Source organism: Paraburkholderia aspalathi, from assembly GCF_905220735.1.
Classification (GTDB): Bacteria; Pseudomonadota; Gammaproteobacteria; order Burkholderiales; family Burkholderiaceae; genus Paraburkholderia; species Paraburkholderia aspalathi.
Window position 1 is genome coordinate 89,173 of the sequence record NZ_CAJNBA010000002.1, and the last position, 20,615, is coordinate 109,787.

A 20,615-nucleotide genomic window follows, 5' to 3' on the forward strand; every position below is an offset into this window, starting at 1 on the left:
ATGCAGCTATTGAGGTGAGGGATCTGGGTAGTCCGGTAACTTGTCGGCGTCGGCGGATCTCGTCGAGAGCATGTGGCGCCTCTGCAGGTAGAGGTCGCGAGTGAACGAATAGGGATCGATCGCGGCCTGTGAAAGCAGGTCCGAGGCGCTTAGAAGATCGGCGCGTTTGCTGACAATACGAGTGCCGGTCACCGACGCCTGAACGGCGACTGGCGCGGCCACGAACGGGTTGAGCAGAACGCTTACCGCGACGTCGCTGACATCCCGCACGCTGCTCGGGCCGAACAACGGCATCACCAGGTATGGCCCAATCGGTACGCCATAGTGCGCAAGCGTCAGGCCGAAGTCCTGATGGTGCTTGGGCAAACCCGCAGGCGTCGCCCAGTCGATCAGGCCACCAATCCCCAAGGTGGAGTTGAACGCAAAGCGCACTACATCCTCGCTCGCGTCTGTCGCTTTCAGTTGCAGCAGGTCATTGGCAAAGTTGCCGATATCGCCGAGATTGGAAAAGAAATTCCGGACTGCCGTCTGTACTGGCGTCGGCGTCACCTTCTGATAGGCGGTTGCTACTGGTTTGACCGCGTATCTGTCGACCTTGTCGTTGAACGAGTAGATGGTCCGGTTCATCGGTTCAAGCGGGTCGCCTGCGGTGCGCCCGGGCCCCGTTGCGCATCCCGATGAAAGAAGCACCGTGGTGGCGAGCGCCAGAGTATTCAGATCGCGCCTTTTCATCGGGGGACTCCCGGTACAAAAATGACAAAAGAGGTACTAGCCATACGGCGCTGCGGCCGTGGCGAAGGTCAGTCGATGGCATGGTGTGACCGGAACACTTACCGGCCACTTACTGGCCGCCTGGCGATTACATTGCAGTCCCTTACCGCCAACACAGCATGAATCGTTCTGATTGAAGCAGACGGCGCGATTCGGACGGCAAATGTCCGGTAGGTCGCCCAGCTGCACGATGCGGCTGGCCATGGAGTCCTGGCGTGATGACCGATCAGGTCAAAACGATCTTTTGATACAAACAGATAGCAATGTCAGCAACAAGCAATCGTCGCAACGAAGATTGCGATATCGATGATCGCTGGAAATGGATAAGCCTTTTCACTACTCGGTCGGTTTGTACAACAGGATTTCACATCCGGGTGTCGTGTCCTTGAAACGGATCGACATGCCGTGCATGCCCGCCACCGCCAGCACAAGGCTCAGGCCGAGCCCGCTGCCGGGCGTGTGACGGCTCGCTTCACCGCGATAAAAGCGCCGTAGCACCGCTTGCTGTTCGGCGGGCGCGATACCTGGCCCGTCGTCGGAAACGGTGATGCCTGCGCCGGTCTTGTTGCGGAACACTGTGATCCGCACATGGCCGCCGCGCGGTGCGAACTTGATGGCGTTTTCCACCAGGTTCGCCAATGCCTCGAATAACAGGTTCGGATCGCCCTGGATCTCAAGCGGCCCCGATACCGTTCGCTGCAATTCGAAGGCGATTTGCTTGTCTTCGGCAGTCGGATCGTAGAATTCGAAGACGTCGTCGGCGACAGCGGCCAGATCGACCGTTGCGAAACCCGCACGGCGCACGCCGCTTTCGATTTCCGAAATGCGCAGCAGCGCGTTGAAGGTGCGCAGCAGCCCGCTGGTCTCGATGATGGTTTCATCGATCGCCGCGCGATACTCCGCTTCGGTTTTGGCGCGCCGCTGCGCACGTTCGAGTCCGCCGAGCATCCGGGTGAGCGGCGTGCGCAGATCGTGCGCGATCGCATCGCACACACCCTTGACTTCGTTCATGAGCCGTTCGATTTCGTCGAGCATGCCGTTCACGACGCCTACCAACCGATCCACGTCGTCCCGTTTCGAATGCATCGGCAAACGCCTGCTGAGATTGCCGGCGACGATTTCTTCGATCGAGGCGGTCACCGCGTCGAGCCGCCGCATCGCCGAAATGCCGATCAGACTCGCGCCGACCAGGCCGATCACGAGCGTGATCATGGCGGTGGAAAGCAGCGCGTGCAGCAGTTCCTCGTCGAAGTGGTCGAGTTCGCGGGTGTTCTGGCATTGCAACGCGATGCGGCTATCCGGCACGCGCGCGGCAATGCATCGGCCGGGCGGGTGGCCGGGCAGCTTCGCGAGCCGCATGGAAAACGGTTGGTCGAACACGGGGATAGCCGGTTGATCTCCCGCGTAGCCGCCGGCAAGATGTTTTCCGGCAGCGTCGAACAGACCGAACGGGCGCTGGTGGCGCGGATCGAACTGGTTTTGATGTTCGAATCGCGCCACCAGTTCGTCCGGCTCTTCGCGTGTCAACTGTGCGTGCTCGCGCATCAGCCAGTCGTCGATGCGTTCCTGTTCGAAGCCGGTGATCTCGCGGTACAGGTAACCGAACAACAGTATCGCGATCACGCCGAACAGCATCAGGAACAGCGTGGCGAGGCGAAAGCCGGTGGTGCGATGCAGGTCAGTCAGGCGCATGGAGCATGTACCCCGAACCGCGCACGGTATCGATCATCGGAGCCGTCCCGTCCGGGTCGAGCTTCTTTCTCAGGCGACTGATATGCACGTCGATCACATTGGTCCGCTCGTCGAGCCGGTAATCCCACACCGCCTCGAACAGCATGGTGCGGCTCACCACCTGGCCCTCATGCTGCATCAGGTATTCGAGCAGCCGGTATTCGCGCGGCAAGAGCGACACCGGACGGCCGGCGCAGCTCACTTCGCGCTTTAGCGGGTCGAGACGCAATGGACCGACCTGATATTCCTGCACACCGGGCGCCGCTTCGCGCCGGCGCATCAGCGCGTCGAGCCGTGCGGTCAGCTCGATGAATTCGAACGGCTTGGTCAGATAGTCGTCGCCGCCGGCGCGCAAGCCGCGCACGCGTTCGTCGACCGCGGACAGGGCGCTCAGAATCAATACCGGCGTGACCACGCCGGCGCTGCGCAACGCCGCCAGCATGCCGAGCCCTTCGAGGCCACCCGGCAACATGCGATCGAGCACGATGGCGTCATAACTGTTGGCGACCGCGAGCATCAAACCGTCACGGCCCGTGCTCGCGGCCTGCACCTTGCAGCCGTGATCGGTGAGCGCTTCAACGATCTCCGCGAGGGTTTGCTCGTCGTCCTCGACGACCAATACATTCGACATGCCTTTTTCCAGAAGTGCGCGCGTGTCGAACGCACGCGAACCGCGCCGTTTACACTACGCTCGTACCTGCGATGTTCGCAGTATGCCGCGTGAAGCCGCACAGGCGTTTCGCGCCAACATGAAAAATTTTTAATGTAAGTCCTCATTGTCTGATTAGCGCATGCGAGTCCTTCTGATCGAAGACGATACGCGCGCCAGCCATTTCCTGACGCGCGGGTTGAGCGAGAGCGGTCTCATTGTCGACGCGGTGGCCGACGGTGCGACCGGGCTCGCGTACGCGCGCGAGGGCATCTACGACGTGATTGTGACTGATCGGCTTTTGCCGGCGCTCGATGGCATCGCTCTCGTGCAGCAATTGCGCGCAGGCGGCGATACCACGCCGGTGCTGATGCTGTCCGCGGTCGGCGGGTTGAACGAGCGCGTGGAGGGCATCCGCGCCGGTTGCGACGACTATCTTGTGAAGCCGTATGCCTTCGTCGAAGTGCTGGCGAGAATCGAGGCGCTCGCACGGCGCGCGGATCGCAGCAGGATGAGCGAGAGGCTCGAATGCGCGGATCTGATGCTCGACACGCGGGCGCGAACCGCGACGCGCGGCGGCCGCGATCTACGCCTGCAGCACCGCGAATTCCTGTTGCTCGAATGTCTGGCGCGACGCGAAGGGCAGGTCGTCACGCGCAGCATGCTGCTCGAGGCGGCGTGGAATTACGATTTCGAACCGCGTGGCAATATCATCGATATGCACATGCATCGCTTGCGGGCGAAGGTGGATCGCGATTTTCCGGTGGCGCTGATTCATACCGTGGTGGGTGCGGGTTATGTGCTGAACCCGGCACCTTAGCAGGTGCTTTGCGGCGACCTGGACGGCCTCGTGGATACGCGCTCCGACGGCGTGTTGCGGCGCATTAAATTTTTTTCATTATTGGGCGAAAGCGCCGACAGGACCCGCTGACTACTCTGGCGACATTCCCATGTTGCCGGAGTGTTCTCCAATGTCAGGGCTGTCCCGTCCTGCGCCTTTTTCGCGCGTCGTCAGTCCTCGTGCGCCTCATCGGGCCCTGCGTGCTGCTGCATGTGCCGCTTGCGCACTCAGCGTCGCGGTTCTGGCCGGGTGCTCGCTCGTGCCGGCCTATCAGCGGCCGGTTGCGCCGCTCGCGCAGCGCTTCGACGGCGCGGCGAATGCTTCGCTCGCCGATACCGTTCCTGTAAAGAGCGGCTGGTGGCGCGAATATCACGACCCCGCGCTCGATGCGCTGGTCGATCGCAGTCTGCAAAACAACTTCACGCTGGTGTCTGCCATCGCGAGCGTAGAGCAGGCGCGCGGCAACGCCGAAAAGGCCGGGGCGCCGCAGTATCCGTCGCTGACGCTCGGCGCCACTTTCGACCGCGCTCACCAAGGCCGTGGCTCGACCACCAAAACCCAAAGCCTGTTCGCCGAAGCAAGTTACGAGGTAGATTTCTGGGGCTTCAACGCCGCCAACGCCAGCGCGGCCGACCTGCTTGCGCGCGCGTCCGAATTCGATCGCGATACGGTGGCGTTGACGCTGACCGCGTCGGTGGCGGACACGTATTTCCAGGTGCAGGGCCTGCGCCGCCGTCTGGCGATCGCACGGTCCATCTCGGACGATGCCGCGCACATTCTGCAATTGTTGCTCGCGCAACAGGAGGCGGGCGTCGCGACCGAGCTGCAGGTGCAGCAGCAGCGCAATGCGCTCGCCACCTTCCAGGCGGCGGTGCCGGCGCTGCAACAGCAACTGGACACCAACATGCATGCGCTCGCCGTGCTGGTGGGCACCGCGCCTGAGCAGTTCACGGTCAACGACACCGCGCTCGCCGGTATCGCCATTCCCCAGCCGCGTCCGAATCTGCCGGCCGGCCTGCTGGAAACACGCCCCGACATCCGCTCGAAAGAAGCACAGTTGCAGTCGGCCAATGAGAGCGTCGGCGCGGCGCGCGCGGCCTTTCTGCCGAACATCGTGCTGACCGCCGACGGTGGGCTCAGCAGCAAGTCCCTTTCGCATTTCCTGTCGAGTCCGTTTGCGAGCCTCGCCACGTCACTGGCCGCGCCGCTGTTCGACGGCGGCGCGTTGCGCGGCCAGTTGCACGCAAGCCAGGCCGCCGAAGCCAAGGGCGTCGCCGATTACCGGCAGGCCGTGATTACTGCGCTGCAGGACGTCGAAGACTCGCTCTCGGCGGCGCAACAGCAGCAGCTCGCGGAGGCCGCCGACCAGACCGCCGCCGACGCTGCCCGCAAAGCCGCCACGCTCGCGCAAGCCCAATACGAGCTGGGTACCGTCGATTTTCTGACCGTACTCGACGCCCAACGCACGCTCTATCAAGCCGAAGACACGCTGGTGCAGGCGCGGCTCGCGCGCCTGCAAGCTTCGGTGAGCCTGTTTCGCGCGTTCGGCGGCGGCTTCGGCGTGACCGATAGCAGCACCGCTTCCACTTCTACGCCTTCCCGCTCATGAATCCTGCTGATAGTCCGAATTACGAGGCGCCTCGCGCGCGCCGTCGCGCGCCGCTCGTGGTGGCGTTCGCTGTCCTTGTGGTGATTCTTGTCGCGTGGTTATGGCCGAGGCATCCGGCCGTGAAGCCCGCAGCTGCGGTGCCGGTCAACGCCGGTCATCCGGTGAACCGGGATTTTCCGATTCGCGTGGCTGCGGTGGGTACGGTCCTCGCGCTCAATACCGTGGACGTCAAAGTGCGTGTGGATGGCCAGTTGCAGCGCGTGGCCTTCACTGAAGGGCAGGACGTGAAGGCAGGGCAGTTGCTCGCCCAACTCGACCAGGGTCCGCTCACTGCGCAATTGCATCAAGCGGAAGCGGCGCAACGCAAGGACCAGGCCTCGCTCGATAACGCGAAGCTCGATCTCGCCCGTTACTCGAAGCTCGTCGGCATTGGCGCGGCGACCACCCAGGCCGTGGACACCGCGAGGGCGCAAGTCGAAGCGCTCGCCGCTACTGTAGCGGCAGACGCAGCACTGGTGCAGAGCGATCGCCTGCAACTAAGCTTCACCACGCTATTCGCGCCTTTCACCGGCCGCGTCGGCGCACGCGAGGCCGACATCGGCGCGATCGTGCATCCCACCGACACGACAGGTATCGTCACCGTCACGCAAATGGAGCCGATTACCGTGCTGTTCTCCGTGCCGCAGGACGTGCTCCCCGACTTGCTCGCCAATCAGGCGGGCGCACCGTTGGCGGTGAACGTCACCACGCGTTCCGGCAGCACCGCGCTTGCCGACGGTACGCTCGTGTTCATCGACAGCACGGTCGACCCCACCACTGGTCAGATCAAACTCAAGGCCTCCTTCACCAACAAGGATCGCAAGCTATGGCCGGGCGAACTGGTGAATGCGCGCGTGCTGTTGCGCACCGATACGCAGCGGGTTGCCGTGCCGAGCCGAGCGGTGGTGAACACGCAGAATGGTACGCAGTTATACGTGATCAACGGGAATGGCACGGCGCAGATGCGTCCGGTGAAAATCGGCGTGACGGTCGACGGAATGACGGAAATTCACAGCGGTGTCGCGCCCGCGGATCTCGTTGTATTCGATGGACAAAGCCGTTTGAACCCAGGTGTGCGTGTGGCGGCCACCACGGTGCCGGCGGTGGCCCAGGCACCGGTCAACGCAGACTCGGCGGCCAGTCAGGCTAACCAGGACAATCCGTCATGAGCCTGATGGGACGGTTCATCGAACGGCGCATTGCGACCAGTTTTCTTGCCATCGCGGTGCTGCTGGCGGGTGCGGTGGCGTACTTCATGCTGCCGGTCGCGCCCTTGCCACAAGTCGATTTCCCGACCATCCAGGTCGTGGCGAAGTTGCCAGGTGCGAGCGCCGAGACCATGGCGACTTCGGTAGCGACGCCGCTCGAACGACAACTCTCGCTGATCGCGGGTATCACGCAGATGACGTCGTCAAGCTCGCTGGGTACCACCAACATCGCCGTGCAGTTCGATCTGTCGCGCGACATCAACGGCGCGGCGCAGGATGTGCAGACGGCGATCAATGCGGCGGGCGGCACCCTACCGAAGAATCTGCCGAATCCGCCGACCTATGAAAAGGTCAACCCGGCGGACTTCACCTTGCTGTCACTCGCGCTAACGTCGCCATCGCTCACGCTTACGCAACTCGACAGCTACGCAGAGGACTATCTGGCGCAGCAGATCTCGCAGTTGCCAGGCGTGGGTCTCGTCGATTTCCACGGCGAGCAGCGGCCCGCCGTGCGTATTCAGCTCGATCCCGACAAGCTCACCGCACGCGGCCTCACGCTGGAAGACGTGCGCTCGATCGTCGGCTTGCAGACGGTGAATGCACCCAAGGGCAGCCTGAACGGGCCGGATCGCTCGGTGATTTTCAATGCCACCGACCAGATCACGACCGCCTCGGCGTATCGCGATCTGGTGGTCGCGTACAAGAACGGCGCGCCGATTCGCCTATCCGATCTCGGCACCGTTCTGAACGCCGCCGAAGACAACCAGCAGGCCGCATGGCTTCAGCACGAACGCGCGATCATCCTCGATATTCACAAGCAGCCTGGCTACAACGTCGTGCAGACGATCGCCAACATCAAGGCAAAGCTGCCAGCACTCGAAGCGACGCTGCCCGCCGCCGCGCATTTGAATGTAGTGGGCGATCGCACGCAAACCATCAATGCGTCGGTGCACGACGTGCAGTTCACGCTGATGCTGACGGTCGCACTCGTCGTGATGGTCATCTTCTCGTTTCTGCGCAACGTGTGGGCGACGATTATCCCGAGCCTGACGATTCCTTTGTCGCTGGTCGCTACGTTCGGCGTGATGTATCTGCTCGGCTATAGCCTAGACAATCTGTCGCTGATGGGGTTGACCATCGCGGTGGGCTTCGTGGTGGACGATGCGATCGTCGTGATCGAGAACGTGATGCGGCATGTCGAGGAAGGCGTGCCGCGCATGAAAGCCGCGCTGCTCGGCGTGATGGAAGTGCGTTTTACCATTATCTCGATGACGATCTCGCTGATCGCGGTGTTCATTCCGATCCTGTTGATGGGCGGCATTGTCGGACGCCTGTTCCGCGAATTCGCGGTGACAGTGAGCGCGGCGATCCTGATGTCGGCGCTGGTCTCGTTGACCGTCACGCCGATGCTATGCGGCTGGCTGATCCGTTTGCCTGAGCCGGATGACACGGGGTGGATGCGCAAGCTTGAAGCCCGGCTCGAAAGAGGCTTTGTCGCGGTGGAGCGGCGTTACGAGCGAGGTCTCGACTGGGTGTTGAATTGGCCGAAACTGATGCTTGGCGTGACGATCGCGACCATCGCCGCGACTATCGCGCTGTTTGTCGTGATCCCGAAGGGCTTCTTCCCGCAGGAAGACTCCGGGTTGATCATGGGTGTCGCGCAGGCCGCGCCAGACATCTCCCCGCGCGCTATGTCTCTGAAAATGCAGCAACTGGGCAATATCATCGAAGCCGATCCCGCCGTCGACAACGTCTACTACTGGATGGGCGCGAATCCGACCGTGAGCCAGGGCCGCGTGATGATCAACCTGAAGGCGTTTGGCCAACGCAAGGACAGCGCCGCGCAGGTGCTCAATCGTCTGAAGCCGCAGTTAGCGAAGGTGATGGGCATTTCATTGTCGATGCAGGTCCGCCAGGATATTCAGGTAGGTGGCCGTATCAGCGCCGCGCAGTATCAGTACACGCTGCAGGACCCCGATATCAGTGAACTCAATCATTGGGCTGGCGTGCTGACCGACAAGCTGTCGAAGCTGCCGCAACTCGCAGACGTCACTTCGGATCAGCAAGCTGCCGCGACCAGCGCGACGCTCGTGATCGACCGCAGTACCGCCTCGCGCTTCGGCATTACCGCGCAAGCCATCGACGACACGCTGTACGACGCATTCGGCCAACGGCAGATTGCCACGCTGTTCACGCAGCTGAATCAGTACCACGTCGTCGAGGAAGTCGATCCGAGCTTCCAGTTGACCACCGATGCGCTCGCGCACCTCTATGTTCGTTCGCCGCTGACGAACGAACTGGTGCCACTCAACACGCTGGCGAAAATCGAAAACAACGTGTCGCCGATTTCGGTGAATCACCAGGGGCTGTTCCCGGCTGTGACGATCTCGTTCAATCTGGCGCCGGGGCAATCGCTCGGCAATGCCGTGACCGCGATTCATCAGGCCGAAAGCGCGGCAGGCAAACCCGACAGCTTGACGGGGTCGTTTCAGGGCACAGCGCAGGCGTTTCAGGCCTCTCTTGCCAGTGAACCGTATCTGATCGCGGCCGCGCTCGTCGTGGTGTATCTGATCCTCGGCATCCTGTACGAAAGCGCGATTCACCCGCTCACCATTATTTCGACGCTGCCCTCGGCGGGTGTGGGCGCATTGCTCGCGCTAATGCTGTGCGGCCAGGATCTCTCCATCATGGGGATGATTGGCATCATCCTGCTGATCGGTATTGTGAAGAAGAACGCGATCATGATGATCGACTTCGCGCTCGTGGCCGAGCGTGAGCATGGCTTATCGCCACAGGAAGCGATCCGTCAGGCATGCGTGCTGCGCTTCCGGCCAATTATGATGACGACGCTTGCCGCGCTGTTCGGCGCACTGCCGCTTGCGCTTGGGTCTGGCGCGGGCGCGGAACTGCGTGTCCCGCTGGGCATCGCGATTGTCGGCGGCCTGATCGTTTCGCAGATGCTGACGCTCTTCACGACGCCGGTTGTGCACCTGTGGTTCGACCGTTTGTCGCATTGGCTGGCGGAGCGGCGCGCGAAAGGCGATATGTTCGAGCGCGAATCGATAGGTTGAGCGCGGTCGGCAGCGTAACTGCCAGTGCTCGACTGCTGGCGCGCTCTTCCATGCTCAGCGTGCCATCCCGGCACGCATTTCAATTCTGTTGGACCGCCGCCGATCCGGCGTGACGGTCCCTACCTTCAGGCTGAACTCCCGGGGGGCGTTAATGCACTTTGTTTGCGACCTCCTTGGCGAGCAGGCGTTGCGCCTGTTGATCGCCCTTTCCTGCTTCCTGCGCGGTCTGAACTGACGTCTCGCTTGCTTCGGCCAACAAAGCACGTGCGGCGCTGCTGATGTTGACCGTATACGACGACGCTGACGAAGCGGACGTGCTGGTGCTCGACCCCGTAGCCGACGAAGCGCTCGTGCTCGATGCCGGCGCGCTCGACGCTGAACCCGATGTCGACGCGGCGGATGAGGCCGGCGCTTGTGCGGTGCTTTGACCGACTGCCTGAATGGACATCCAAATCTCCCAGTAGAAAAACGTGTGTACTGCGTTCTGTCTATCGGCCTCGATTCGAAGTGCTTGAGCAGTATATTTTTTCGAAATTTCCATCTTCTTAAGGATCTCATAAGGAGAATTAAGAAAAGGCCAAAAGAGAGTGTTGATAGAGACGTCCCTTTCTTAAGGTTGGCATAAGGTTTCTCATCGCATTGCGAGCCGTCACCATTCAGTCATCCGCGCATGTTTTTATCTATTACGTTTAATCACCGGCTACCTCGCAAATGTCGGTATCCCTGCCTTCCACCCCGTATAAATGTTTCAGGAGATAAACATGCCGAGCGTTCGATCTGTTCACGCAGTAAGCCGCATTTTTAGCCGCACCGCGCTCGCGTTCACCGCTCTCTGTTTCGCGGCCGGGAGTGCCGACGCGCAAACCTCGGCGAAGCCGATCGTCACTCCGGGTTTTAGCCTGACTGTGTTCGCAGCGGGTTCCGGCGGGTTGATGAGCGCACCGGATTCACTGGCCGTACTCGATGGTCACGTTTGGGTCGGCTATGCGAACAACGGCGCCCCCGACGGCTCGAATGGCGCGATGAGCGCGATTGTTGAATACTCGTCAGACGGCAGTGTCGTGAAGACTTACCAGGTCGCGGGACACAACGATGGCCTGAAGGTCAATCCGTACACGCGAGAGATCTGGGCGATGCAGAATGAGGATGCGAATCCAAACCTCGTCATCATCAATCCCTCAACCGGCCAGGTATCCAAACCGTATTCCTTTGGCAAGACGCTGCACGGCGGCGGTTACGACGACATCGTGTTCAAGGACGGCCAGGCCTACTTCAGCGCGTCCAATCCCACCCTTAACAGTAGCGGCAAGAATATGGGGCCCGCGATTGTCCGCGTTGTGCACCTTGATGCAAACACCTACACGATCGACGTCACTCCGGTAATGCGCGGCACACTGGACGCCAGCAACATTCCGTTTGGCACGGTGGCAACCCTCAACCTGACCGATCCGGATTCGATGACGTTGACGCCGTCGGGTGATGTGCTGCTCGATGATCAGGGAGATGGTCAGCTTGTCTTGTTGCGCTTGTCGGGCGATGAGCCGCGAGTGCAATATCTTCCGCTTCTCGGCAACGTGCAGGTTGACGACACGGTATTCGCCACTGCGCGACGGGGCTATCTGCTCGTGTCCGATACGAAGGCGAACGTGGTGTACAAGATTAGTGCCAATGTCTGGCAGCGCGACGCGGCGTTCTCCGCATCAACGGGCGTGGCCGCTACGAGTAGCACGCCGACGGTGCCGGCTTATGTAGGCCAACTTGATTTGCGTAGCGGGGCAGTCCTTCCTCTGGTGACCAATCTGGCCAGTCCGCACGGCATGGCCTTTGTACCGACAGACGACCAGCAGTAACGGCCGTGTGTTGATTGCCGGATGATGTGGTCGCCGCAAGCAATTCCGCGGCGATCGCGTTGGCCGAACGCCCGGTTGTCCGCTGGAGCGGACGCGGTCATGGAGCTAGCGCGATCCGCTTGCCGACCGTATCGCTTCCTCAAGCGATTCCCAGTGCCTGCAATATCGGTAGGTGTATTTCAGCAAAGCGATTCGCTTTCGCAATCAGATCGTCGCGGGTGTTCAGCGGGCTAACGGCAACACCTTCCATGGCATGAGCCGGCGTGAGGCTCGTGTGTAAAGCAGCTTCGGCGAATTCGGCCCACTGTGCGGGTTCCGTTAAATGACGTCGCCTCGCCAACAGGAAGAGCTGCGGCACACGGGGAATCAAAACACCCGATCCGGACACCGGACTGACCAGGAATTGTACGTCCCCATGCTGGAGCGCCTGCTCGCAAATGGCGGCGTTCAGCCTGTCCGCTGACGGACGAGCGAGGTCAACGTGCGCCTCGTCTTGCACATTCAGCAACACCCCGGCGCCTACTAACAATGTTACGGCCTGGACGATGAAGGGGAGCGTAATGCCGCGCCCGCGGACGCTGTTTTCGATATCGGCGAGGCGTGCGGGTTGATGGCTGGCAAGCGCATCGAGGATTGGACCATATGAGCTTTCCGGTAGCGTTGTGTCTCCCAGCGCACCGCGTATCTTCAGCAGGACGGAAGCCCTCGGCAGCGCCAGCATGACGCGATGCGCGCGCAGCGCCGTCTGCTGCGCATCCTCACCGAGTGTTTGGCTCCCTTTGACCCAGTAATCTCGCCGCATCGACCGGTTGATGCAAAAGTCCCGTACGGTCTCACGTAAAGCGGTATCTGGAACGCCCGCCAACAAGGCGCGTTGAGCTGGGTTGAGATTGATCTCGTCAACGTGATCGCGATAGTCAGCAGAGCAGCCATAAGTCAAACCGCTCGCGGCAAGCGATGATGTGACCTGCGAGAAAGTCATGGGCTGCCAGTCACGATTGAAATATTCGTGCGCGAGGTAGTGCGTGTTCTCCTTGAACAATGCGTCGACACGTTCAGCCAACTGCGGGTTGACCACTGCGTAGCCGGGCTGCGTCGCAACCACGGACTTCACGAAGTCCAACGCCGCAGCAATGTGCGTCTGGACTTGGGTTTCGGCGGGTACGCCGCCGTGTTCATTCAACCGCGCGCTCACCTGGAAATGACAGTTCATCAATTCGCGCACCGGCAACATCGTGGCCCACCCGGGCTGGGTGTTATAGCTCATATACACGACGCCGCCGTCATTGAGTTTGCGTCGAATGAAATCGGCAATAAGCGCGCGATTTTCGTCGGAAATCCAGCTCCAGATACCATGCATGCCGATGAAATCAAATTTCGGCAATTCGTCTCGCCTACAGAATTCTGCGAAGCTTTCAGCGAACAAGCTTGCCTGGGATCCGGCGCACTGTGTCAGTTGCCGGGCAAAGCTCGCATGAGACGGGTTGAAGTCAGTACCGAACCATCTTGTAGTTGACCCGGCTGCGTGGATATTCACGCTGACGCCGTGGCCGAATCCTAGCTCGCAGGCGGTACGCAGGGTCGGAGGGGCGATTCCCGACTGTAGCAACGGAAGTCTAAGACGTAGCGGATCCAGTTCGTCGCAATAGCCGTATGTGTACGCAATACCATCAATGCTGCCGGCTTCCCACTCACTCACGTTCTAGCTCTCGTTTTCTTGAAGGATCGCCGTGCTGGAACGACGGCTTCGCAACCCACTTGCAGCAGAGGCCGGGCGATATGGTCAACGTCGCAGCGTGCGGATCGCCTTGCCGTCGGATCGGCTTGATGCGAAGCCTCTCATAGCGCTGACCCCTTTGTCTATCCTCAGTCCGAAGACAGACATTCCCAAGCATTTCCCCGCTCCGACAGCAGGTCCTTCAGGTTCTCATAAGGTAGCGTCCCTTACATTCGTGCGCCGACGGCGATGCCGCACAACTGCTGGTCGGCTGATCCGGGATGAGGTTCGAGTCTTTGGTCATTCGACACACCTCGTTATCCAATCGAGATTCGTCCTTCGACATGAATAGTTCCGACTCCCAGCCCCAATCCGATGTGTGGTCCGATTGGCTGTTGCATATACGGCACGGAGATGATCCAGCGCACGAACAAGCCCTCCATGTCGAACTCAAACACCATGTGGACCGCGTTCTGGCCGGCGCGAGGCTTGCCCCTGGCATGGCGACCGGTTGCTGTTGACCAGTGGCAGCACCCAACACACGCAAGCGCAAGGCGCTGCTCGCGCTGCTTGGCGTGGCCGTCGTCGTGTCGGCAGCGGGTTGCTAGGGTTGAACGATATCTTCTGGCTCTCGTCGATGATTTTCATTGTGATCATTCCACTGGTCTAGCTCACCAAGCCCGGCAAGGGCGGCGGTGGGGCAGCGGCGGGTGCGCACTGAGGCCCCGGTAGTCTGCCACTGGCATCCGCGATAGCGCTCCACGCAAGGGCGACGCGTTCGACGTGCTCGGTGGCTTCGACCTGGTCCGCGAGCAGAAGGAACGCAGGTGGGCCGTCACGCTGAACCGTGCAGAGCAAGCCGATCCGAGGCCATTCACGCGGAAACCGTTTGGCGCAACGCGGGATAGAGAGGGTAGAGGGGTCCGGGTGGCGGTATCTTTACCGCACGCACTCACATGCGCTCCATCTTCCGCATCCGCTTTGCCTCATACATAGCTTGATCGGCCCGATCAATGAGTGTTGTCATCTCGACGCCATCGTCGGGAAGAACAGCAGCGCCGACACTGACATCGAGGTCGAGCGCGCGCCCCTCGAACTCGAACGGCTCACGAACCTGCTCGACCATACGCATGCCCAGCCTCTCGGCATCTGCCTTGGAGTGGATACCGGGCAGGATGACGGCGAACTCGTCGCCACCCACGCGCGCCACCGTGTCCGAGCACCGCGCTGTCTTGTTCATGCGTAGCGCCGCCTCCCTGATTGCCGCGTCGCCCGCGCGATGGCCATAGCGGTCGTTGATGGGCTTCAGGTCGTTGAGGTCCAGATTGAGAATGCCGAGCGTCGCTGAAGCTCGTTGAGCTTGCTGAATCGCTTGCCGTAGCCGGTCGTAGAACAACGCGCGGTTCGGCAACCCCGTCAGCGCATCGCGCGTAGCCAGATAATAAAGCTCGCTGGTTGCGTGCCTCGCTGCGTGAAACATCGCGGCAGCGATCAGTTCGGACATCAGTTCGAGCGCGCGAATATTTTCGTCGGTGAACGCGTTAGCCGCTGCGCCCACGACCTTTAGCACGCCGACCGTCGTATCGACATGCCTGAGTGGCGTGACGATCATCGAGCGCAGGCCCACTCGCCGACACGCCTCACGGTCGACGCGCGGATCGATTTCCGAGTCCGCACATCGCAGGATGTCGCCGGTTTCCACGCATAGACCGGACAGACTGCCGCTGCGTTTGAGCCGCAAACCCAGCAGCGAGGAAGCAATGCCCGAACTCGCGCGGTAGACCATTTCATCGCCTTCAGCAAGCTCGACCACCGCGCCATCGGCCTGCGTCAGTTGCTGGACACGCTCGGTGACAAAACTCATGACACCGCCAAGATCCAGTCCGAGCTTGGCAATCTCCGTCTGTGCCCGCACGATCGCCAGAAGCGTTTCGTTGTCGGGTACAACGTCGTTGAAGGGTGTCTGCAAGGGTCTCTCCGAGGGCAAATTGTTCGCAGACATTCTACGGGACAAATATTCCATGGCCGACCTGCGAATGGCTTATGGATGTGGATCATCCGGCCGCCGCACCCTCAGCCCAGCGGGCAACCACGTAGTAAAGCAGGCGCATCGGCGTAGGAACGAGTGCGGTCCGGGATTTCCTGACGTTATTTTCAGCAAAGCCTTACAGGCCCGCCGTGGGAACGAAACTTCATCAGGCCCAAGCAACGTAGTTGAGAGCCATTCAAGAATGCCGTCGTTTCGTCTCAACTCGATGCGCAGTTGAGCCCAGGCGTTAGCCGGCATTGCCTTGAGCGGCTTTCGAAACGCTTTCCCATTGCCGCCACGTGGCGAGCCGATCCGCGTAGGCATGTTCTGCGATCTGGAGGGCAGTGTCGCCAAGCAACAGACGCAACGGCGGGGTCTGTGCGTCGACAACCGCGAGAATCGCCTCGGCTGTGGCCTCGGCGTTACCGAGGGCGCGTGAGCCATGGGCTGCCGCTAGCTTCTCGCGCAAGCCGCTGTACGCGTCCAGCTTCGTTGCGTGATGAGCGGATGTGCCGCGCCAGTCGGTGTCGTAGCCGCCGGGTTCGATGAGCGTTACCTTGATGCCGAAGTCCGCGACTTCCTTGGCAAGCGCATCGCACAAACCTTCGACCGCCCATTTGGATGCAACGTAGACGCCTGCCGTGGGGAAAGTGATCACGCCGGCAAGACTGGATACTGCGAGCACGTGACCGCCACCTTGTGAACGTAGTAACGGCAACGCGGCCTGAATGACCCACAGCGAACCGAAGAAATTCGTCTCGAACTGCGCGCGTGCCGCCGCTTCATCTGTTTCCTCGATAGTGCCAAACAGGCCATAACCCGCATTGCTCAGCACCACGTCCAGGCGACCAAAGTGACGATGCGCCTGTTCGACCGCGGCGAACACGGCGCCGCGATCCGTGACGTCGAGTGCGAGTGGAAGAATCGCGTCGCCGTACGATTCGACGAGATCATTGAGGTTCGCAATGTCCCGCACTGTGGCGGCGACACTGTCACCGCGTGCGAGAGCGGCCTCGGCCCAGACGCGGCCGAATCCGCGTGAGGTACCTGTGATGAACCAGACTTTCTTACTCATATGCATTAGTTCCGAAAGAGGCCGGATCACCAGCCTGGTTTTAACCGATACCGCTGCCATCGTTAATCTAACAGTGGTAGGTTGGTATTCTAGGCTAACAGTGTTAGTCGTCAAGGGAAATTGTGAAGAGAGTGAGGCTCGATGCCGAATGGCGGTGGCGGTGACGCCTGCGCGGACAGTTCCGGCAGGCAGCGCACGCAAGTGGGGGAGAACAACAGGATGGCGCCGCGTGGTCTGGGGAGTCGTCAGACCAGCGGGTAGGGAGGGCAGGGAGCTTTACTGCTAACCTGGCAGGCGCGCGAATTCGGCGCTGACGTCGGCTTCGTTATCGACGATCCGGAGTTGTTAGTCTATCAAGACTCGGCGATCCTGCTTTTGAACCCCCGGATCAGCAGGTCGAGACCCAATGCGAAGCGCTGGTCGAAGTTGTGATTGAAGATGTCGTCGGCCGCCTCGTATGCGTGGGGATAGCCTGTGTTCGCTAACGCCATGAACGCGGCCCGGCGCGCATCCATGTCGATGTCGTTGTCTGTGCCAAGCGCCTGTTCTTCCATCACGAATCCGAGCACGTAGTAGAGCACGCTGAACGAACCCCATGAGGACAGCCGGGTGTTTGCGCCGGCCTCGGCCAGCGTGGCCATCATCGCGTTGCCGACCCGCATGACATTTTCGGCCACGCCATAACTGCCGGCGAACACGCGCGCGCCGTCCCGATGCTTCAACATCGCGCGGCGGATTTCGACCGCGATATGGCGTAACCGCTCTTCCCACTGGTGATGACGCGGCGCCTTACGCGCGACGTTCTCCATAAGCATGTCGGCCATGCCGTCCATCAGTTCCTGCTTGTTCGCAAAGTGCCAGTACAGCGAGGCTGCCTTGATATCGAGCGCCTGCGCAAGCTTGCGCATCGTTACACCCTCGATTCCAAGCTCATCGAGGAGGTCCATCGCAACCTGGATGACCTGTTCTTTCTGTATTGCCATGGGGGCCTTTTTTTGAATGTTGAGGGTATCGAGACTTGCTGCCGCTATTGAGTGTGCGTGGAGATTCGACATTCTAAGCTAACAGTGTTAGTAGCCACTGACGGTTATCGCAGGCGCGCGGTTGCAAAGAAGCAGTTGGGGGCTCGGTGAAGTAAGCAATGGCACGCATTGCACGAACCCAGGACCCGGCATACGGCGCCTACCGACGACAGTTCCAGTTTACTATCTAACACCGTTAGATTAAAGTTCACGTATTCACTTTGAGGAATACCGTTGATATGAATACGTCGTTCGAAGTCGTGGTGGTGGGAGGCGGACCGGTCGGTCTGTGGTTGGCGTGCGAATTGCGGCTTGCGGGGCTAAGCGTCGTCGTGCTCGAAAGGCGCACGAAACGCGTCGAGCAATCACGTGCATTGACCATCCACGGTCGTACGCTGGAGGTGTTGTCGCTGCGAGGAATCGAGGATCGTTTCATTGCGACTGGCAAGCCGATCACGGCGGGCCACTATGCGGTTCTCGACACAAGGCTTGATTTCAATATTTTCGACAGCCGCTTTCCCTACACGCTCTTTATTCCGCAGAAAGCAACCGAAGAGATCATCGAGCAGCGGGCGCTGGAACTAGGCGTTGATATCCGCAGAGGCGCTGTTGTCGAAGGCATGACAGTCGATTCAGGCTCGGTCAGCGTTCGTGGGGCGGGACCCGAAGGTGCTTTCGAGCTGACCGGCGCCTATGTCGTAGGAACCGATGGTGCTCGCAGCATTGTCAGACGAGAGGCGGGTATCGATTTCGTGGGACATCCGGCGACAGCGATGGCATTGATGGGGGACGTCGTGCTGGATGCGCCGCCCAGCGTACCCCTGTTTTCCGAATTCAATGAACGGGGCAGCGTGATGGTCGCGCCATTGGGTGACGGTCGCCACTATCGCATCGTTCTCAATGAGGCCGTGGATCGCGGCGTGACGCGCGACGACCCCGTGACGTTCGAGGAACTGACCAGCGTGACGAGGATGATCGCCGGAACGGACTTTTCAGCCCGGGACCCACTGTGGCTTTCGCGGTTCGACAACGAGACCCGGCTCGCTTCTCACTATCGCCGGGGGCGAATTTTTCTCGCCGGCGATGCAGCGCATATTCACCTGCCGGCAGGCGGGCAGGGCATGAACGTCGGCATCCAGGACGCAATGAATCTCGGCTGGAAACTGGCGGCAGTCGTTAAAGGAGAGGCACCCGAATACCTGCTCGATACCTATGAGCAGGAACGCAGGCCGGTGGGTGCCTATCTTCACGATACGACGATGGCGCAAGGCTACTTGATCACCGGCTTCTCACCTCATGGACGCGCTTTGCGAGGCGTATTCAATGACATGCTCAAGAACCCCGAGATCAACGCTTATTTTGCACGGCAGGTTTCTGGCTTCGGTGTGCGCTATCCCGAAGCGCTGCCTGGTTGTGCTGGATCGAGTTCGTCCCTGCTGGGAAACCGGATCCGCGATACTGAACTTCAGTTGAAGGATGAAGACCGGACGAATTTGTATTCGCTTCTCAGCGCGGGAAAATGGGTTCATCTCGCATTTGACGCTGGCGAGCAAGTGGCGATACCAGAATGGCTTCCGACAGACGCGGTAATTTTTGAGGAAGTGAGGGGCGTCGAGCATGCTTCGATGTTCTCTGGGTTGAAAGCGATACTGATACGCCCGGACGGGTATGTTGCCCAGAGTGCAGAGGAACGTCACGTCGACGCTGCTTAGCACGCAATCGAGTAGCACTTATGTTCATGCCACAATACACGCGTCAACACGCCCACATGAGAGGAGTCAGGTTTGAGCAAGAGCGCCGCGGCGACCACCGAGACATGGCATATGGATGACGCCACGGCGGGCGTGTGGATTCGTGCAGCCCATCTCGGCCGGAAGATAAAGGTCGAGAAGGGCAACATGATTTATCGTCAAGGCGAGCTTGGTTTCACCTTTTACTTTCTGCTTTCCGGTCGTATCCAGGTTTCGATCTTTCAGAGTGACGGCGCCGAGTTCATGCTTGAAATGATGGGGCCGTGGTCGATGTTCGGCGAAAGCCCCGCTATGGATGGCTTCCCGCGCATCGCCACAGCTATCGCAGCCGAAGACTCGGAACTGATCGAGTTCGACATCAGGGTTATCACCGGGGCAATTCCGTCCTGTCCAGAACTTGCCATCTCACTGATGCGCATCGTTGCGCTCAAACAGCGGATTCTGGCGTCCCGCATCCAATACCTCGCGCTTCCAAAGCCGGAGATGCGAATCGGGGAGTTGTTGGGACGGATGGCCGAGCTGTACGGCGAGAAGCGCGAGGACGGCACGCTGATATCGATCCCTCTGACTCATGAGCAGATCGCCGCCATGACGGGGGCGACCCGGGTCACCGTCACCCGTGCACTGAAGCGCTTGACGACGCTCGGCGCAATTGAACTCCGGCAACGTCGTATCTGGGTGCTCGACTCGTCCAAACTTCTCGGTTGATTTGGTATCACGCTATACAGACGGCAGCTTAGCTGGTCACCTAAAGTGGTCACGTTGGAATCAATTTTCCCGTACTACACCAGTTGATTGAAGGACTGCCATGAGCAAAATCGAGCGCCTGCGTCTTCCTGACGATGACGCAACCTTCGGAAGCAATCGCATTTTCGACCTGTTCCAGTACTCGCCGGCCGTGACGGCTAACGGGCTGCTCTTCATCGCTGGCCAAATCGGCTCGCGTGCCGACGGGTCGATTCCGGAAGATCCGAAGGAACAGATCGACGTTGCATTCAAGCGTATCGAAGCCGTGCTCAAGCATATGGGCCTCGATTTCACAGATGTCGTCGAGCTCGTTTCCTATCACGTCGATGTCGGCTCGCAACTCTCCACGTTCCGCGAAGTCAAGGAGCAATACATTCGCTCAGACTTCCCGGCATGGACCATTCTCGGTATTGCCGCGCTGGCTCGCCCTGAGCTTATCGTGGAGATCAAGGTCGTCGCTGCAACCCGCAAGTAAGTTCCACTTTCGCCGGCCGCGGCCTGATTG

Annotated in this window: 16 protein-coding genes; 9 read left to right on the forward strand and 7 right to left on the reverse strand. The window is 60.4% G+C overall.

Translation table 11 applies throughout. The features are described from left to right. Window positions 1-6: 6 nt before the first annotated feature. From KHO30_RS11400 to KHO30_RS11410, 3 genes are all read right to left on the reverse strand, one after another. A complete protein-coding gene (locus KHO30_RS11400; protein ID WP_211701091.1) occupies window positions 7-732 on the reverse strand; it encodes an MlaA family lipoprotein in 726 nt (241 codons plus the stop codon). 375 nt (window positions 733-1,107) lie between these two features. Continuing rightward, window positions 1,108-2,463, reverse strand: coding sequence for a sensor histidine kinase (locus tag KHO30_RS11405; RefSeq protein WP_211701092.1), 1,356 nt, complete (start codon window positions 2,461-2,463; stop codon window positions 1,108-1,110). Then, a complete protein-coding gene (locus KHO30_RS11410) occupies window positions 2,450-3,133 on the reverse strand; it encodes a response regulator transcription factor (RefSeq protein ID WP_093633662.1) in 684 nt (227 codons plus the stop codon). The genes KHO30_RS11405 and KHO30_RS11410 overlap by 14 nt, the downstream gene beginning before the upstream one ends. 160 nt (window positions 3,134-3,293) lie before the next feature. Here KHO30_RS11410 and KHO30_RS11415 point away from each other — a divergent pair, with 160 nt between their 5' ends. From KHO30_RS11415 to KHO30_RS11440, 6 genes are all read left to right on the forward strand, one after another. After that, window positions 3,294-3,971, forward strand: a complete 678-nt coding sequence (locus KHO30_RS11415) for a response regulator transcription factor (protein ID WP_211701093.1) — start codon at window positions 3,294-3,296, stop codon at window positions 3,969-3,971. A 151-nt stretch (window positions 3,972-4,122) separates the two neighbouring features. After that, entirely contained in the window at window positions 4,123-5,601 is a 1,479-nt protein-coding gene (locus KHO30_RS11420) for an efflux transporter outer membrane subunit (protein ID WP_211701094.1), read from the forward strand. Next, window positions 5,598-6,809, forward strand: a complete 1,212-nt coding sequence (locus KHO30_RS11425; protein WP_211701095.1) for an efflux RND transporter periplasmic adaptor subunit — start codon at window positions 5,598-5,600, stop codon at window positions 6,807-6,809. The genes KHO30_RS11420 and KHO30_RS11425 overlap by 4 nt, the downstream gene beginning before the upstream one ends. Continuing rightward, entirely contained in the window at window positions 6,806-9,919 is a 3,114-nt protein-coding gene (locus tag KHO30_RS11430) for an efflux RND transporter permease subunit (RefSeq protein ID WP_211701096.1), read from the forward strand. Before KHO30_RS11425 ends, KHO30_RS11430 begins: the two co-directional genes overlap by 4 nt. 278 nt (window positions 9,920-10,197) lie before the next feature. Then, entirely contained in the window at window positions 10,198-10,347 is a 150-nt protein-coding gene (locus KHO30_RS11435; protein WP_167378331.1) for a hypothetical protein, read from the forward strand. A 333-nt stretch (window positions 10,348-10,680) separates the two neighbouring features. Next, a complete protein-coding gene (locus tag KHO30_RS11440) occupies window positions 10,681-11,769 on the forward strand; it encodes a hypothetical protein (RefSeq protein ID WP_211701097.1) in 1,089 nt (362 codons plus the stop codon). 139 nt (window positions 11,770-11,908) lie between these two features. On the opposite strand, the gene KHO30_RS11445 is transcribed toward KHO30_RS11440, so the two are convergent. The 4 genes from KHO30_RS11445 to KHO30_RS11460 form a co-directional block, all read right to left on the reverse strand. Continuing rightward, window positions 11,909-13,468: a class I SAM-dependent methyltransferase gene (locus tag KHO30_RS11445; protein ID WP_211701098.1), complete on the reverse strand. Its 1,560-nt coding sequence runs from the start codon at window positions 13,466-13,468 to the stop codon at window positions 11,909-11,911. A gap of 970 nt (window positions 13,469-14,438) precedes the next feature. Continuing rightward, window positions 14,439-15,488: a diguanylate cyclase domain-containing protein gene (locus tag KHO30_RS11450; RefSeq protein ID WP_372450110.1), complete on the reverse strand. Its 1,050-nt coding sequence runs from the start codon at window positions 15,486-15,488 to the stop codon at window positions 14,439-14,441. 274 nt (window positions 15,489-15,762) lie between these two features. Continuing rightward, complete coding sequence (locus tag KHO30_RS11455; RefSeq protein WP_211701099.1) at window positions 15,763-16,590, reverse strand: SDR family oxidoreductase; 828 nt, start codon at window positions 16,588-16,590, stop codon at window positions 15,763-15,765. Between the two features lie 353 nt (window positions 16,591-16,943). After that, window positions 16,944-17,573: a TetR/AcrR family transcriptional regulator C-terminal domain-containing protein gene (locus tag KHO30_RS11460; RefSeq protein WP_093633616.1), complete on the reverse strand. Its 630-nt coding sequence runs from the start codon at window positions 17,571-17,573 to the stop codon at window positions 16,944-16,946. A 278-nt stretch (window positions 17,574-17,851) separates the two neighbouring features. On the opposite strand from KHO30_RS11460, the gene KHO30_RS11465 reads away from it, so the two are divergent. From KHO30_RS11465 to KHO30_RS11475, 3 genes are all read left to right on the forward strand, one after another. After that, on the forward strand, window positions 17,852-19,324 hold the full coding sequence (locus KHO30_RS11465; RefSeq protein ID WP_211701100.1) for an FAD-dependent monooxygenase: 1,473 nt from the start codon (window positions 17,852-17,854) through the stop codon (window positions 19,322-19,324). Between the two features lie 72 nt (window positions 19,325-19,396). Continuing rightward, window positions 19,397-20,071 carry a Crp/Fnr family transcriptional regulator gene (locus tag KHO30_RS11470; protein ID WP_143131660.1) on the forward strand — a complete coding sequence of 225 codons (675 nt, stop codon included), beginning with the start codon at window positions 19,397-19,399 and terminating at the stop codon, window positions 20,069-20,071. Window positions 20,072-20,171: 100 nt separating this feature from the next. Continuing rightward, complete coding sequence (locus KHO30_RS11475) at window positions 20,172-20,585, forward strand: RidA family protein (RefSeq protein ID WP_200622300.1); 414 nt, start codon at window positions 20,172-20,174, stop codon at window positions 20,583-20,585. Window positions 20,586-20,615: the final 30 nt, after the last annotated feature.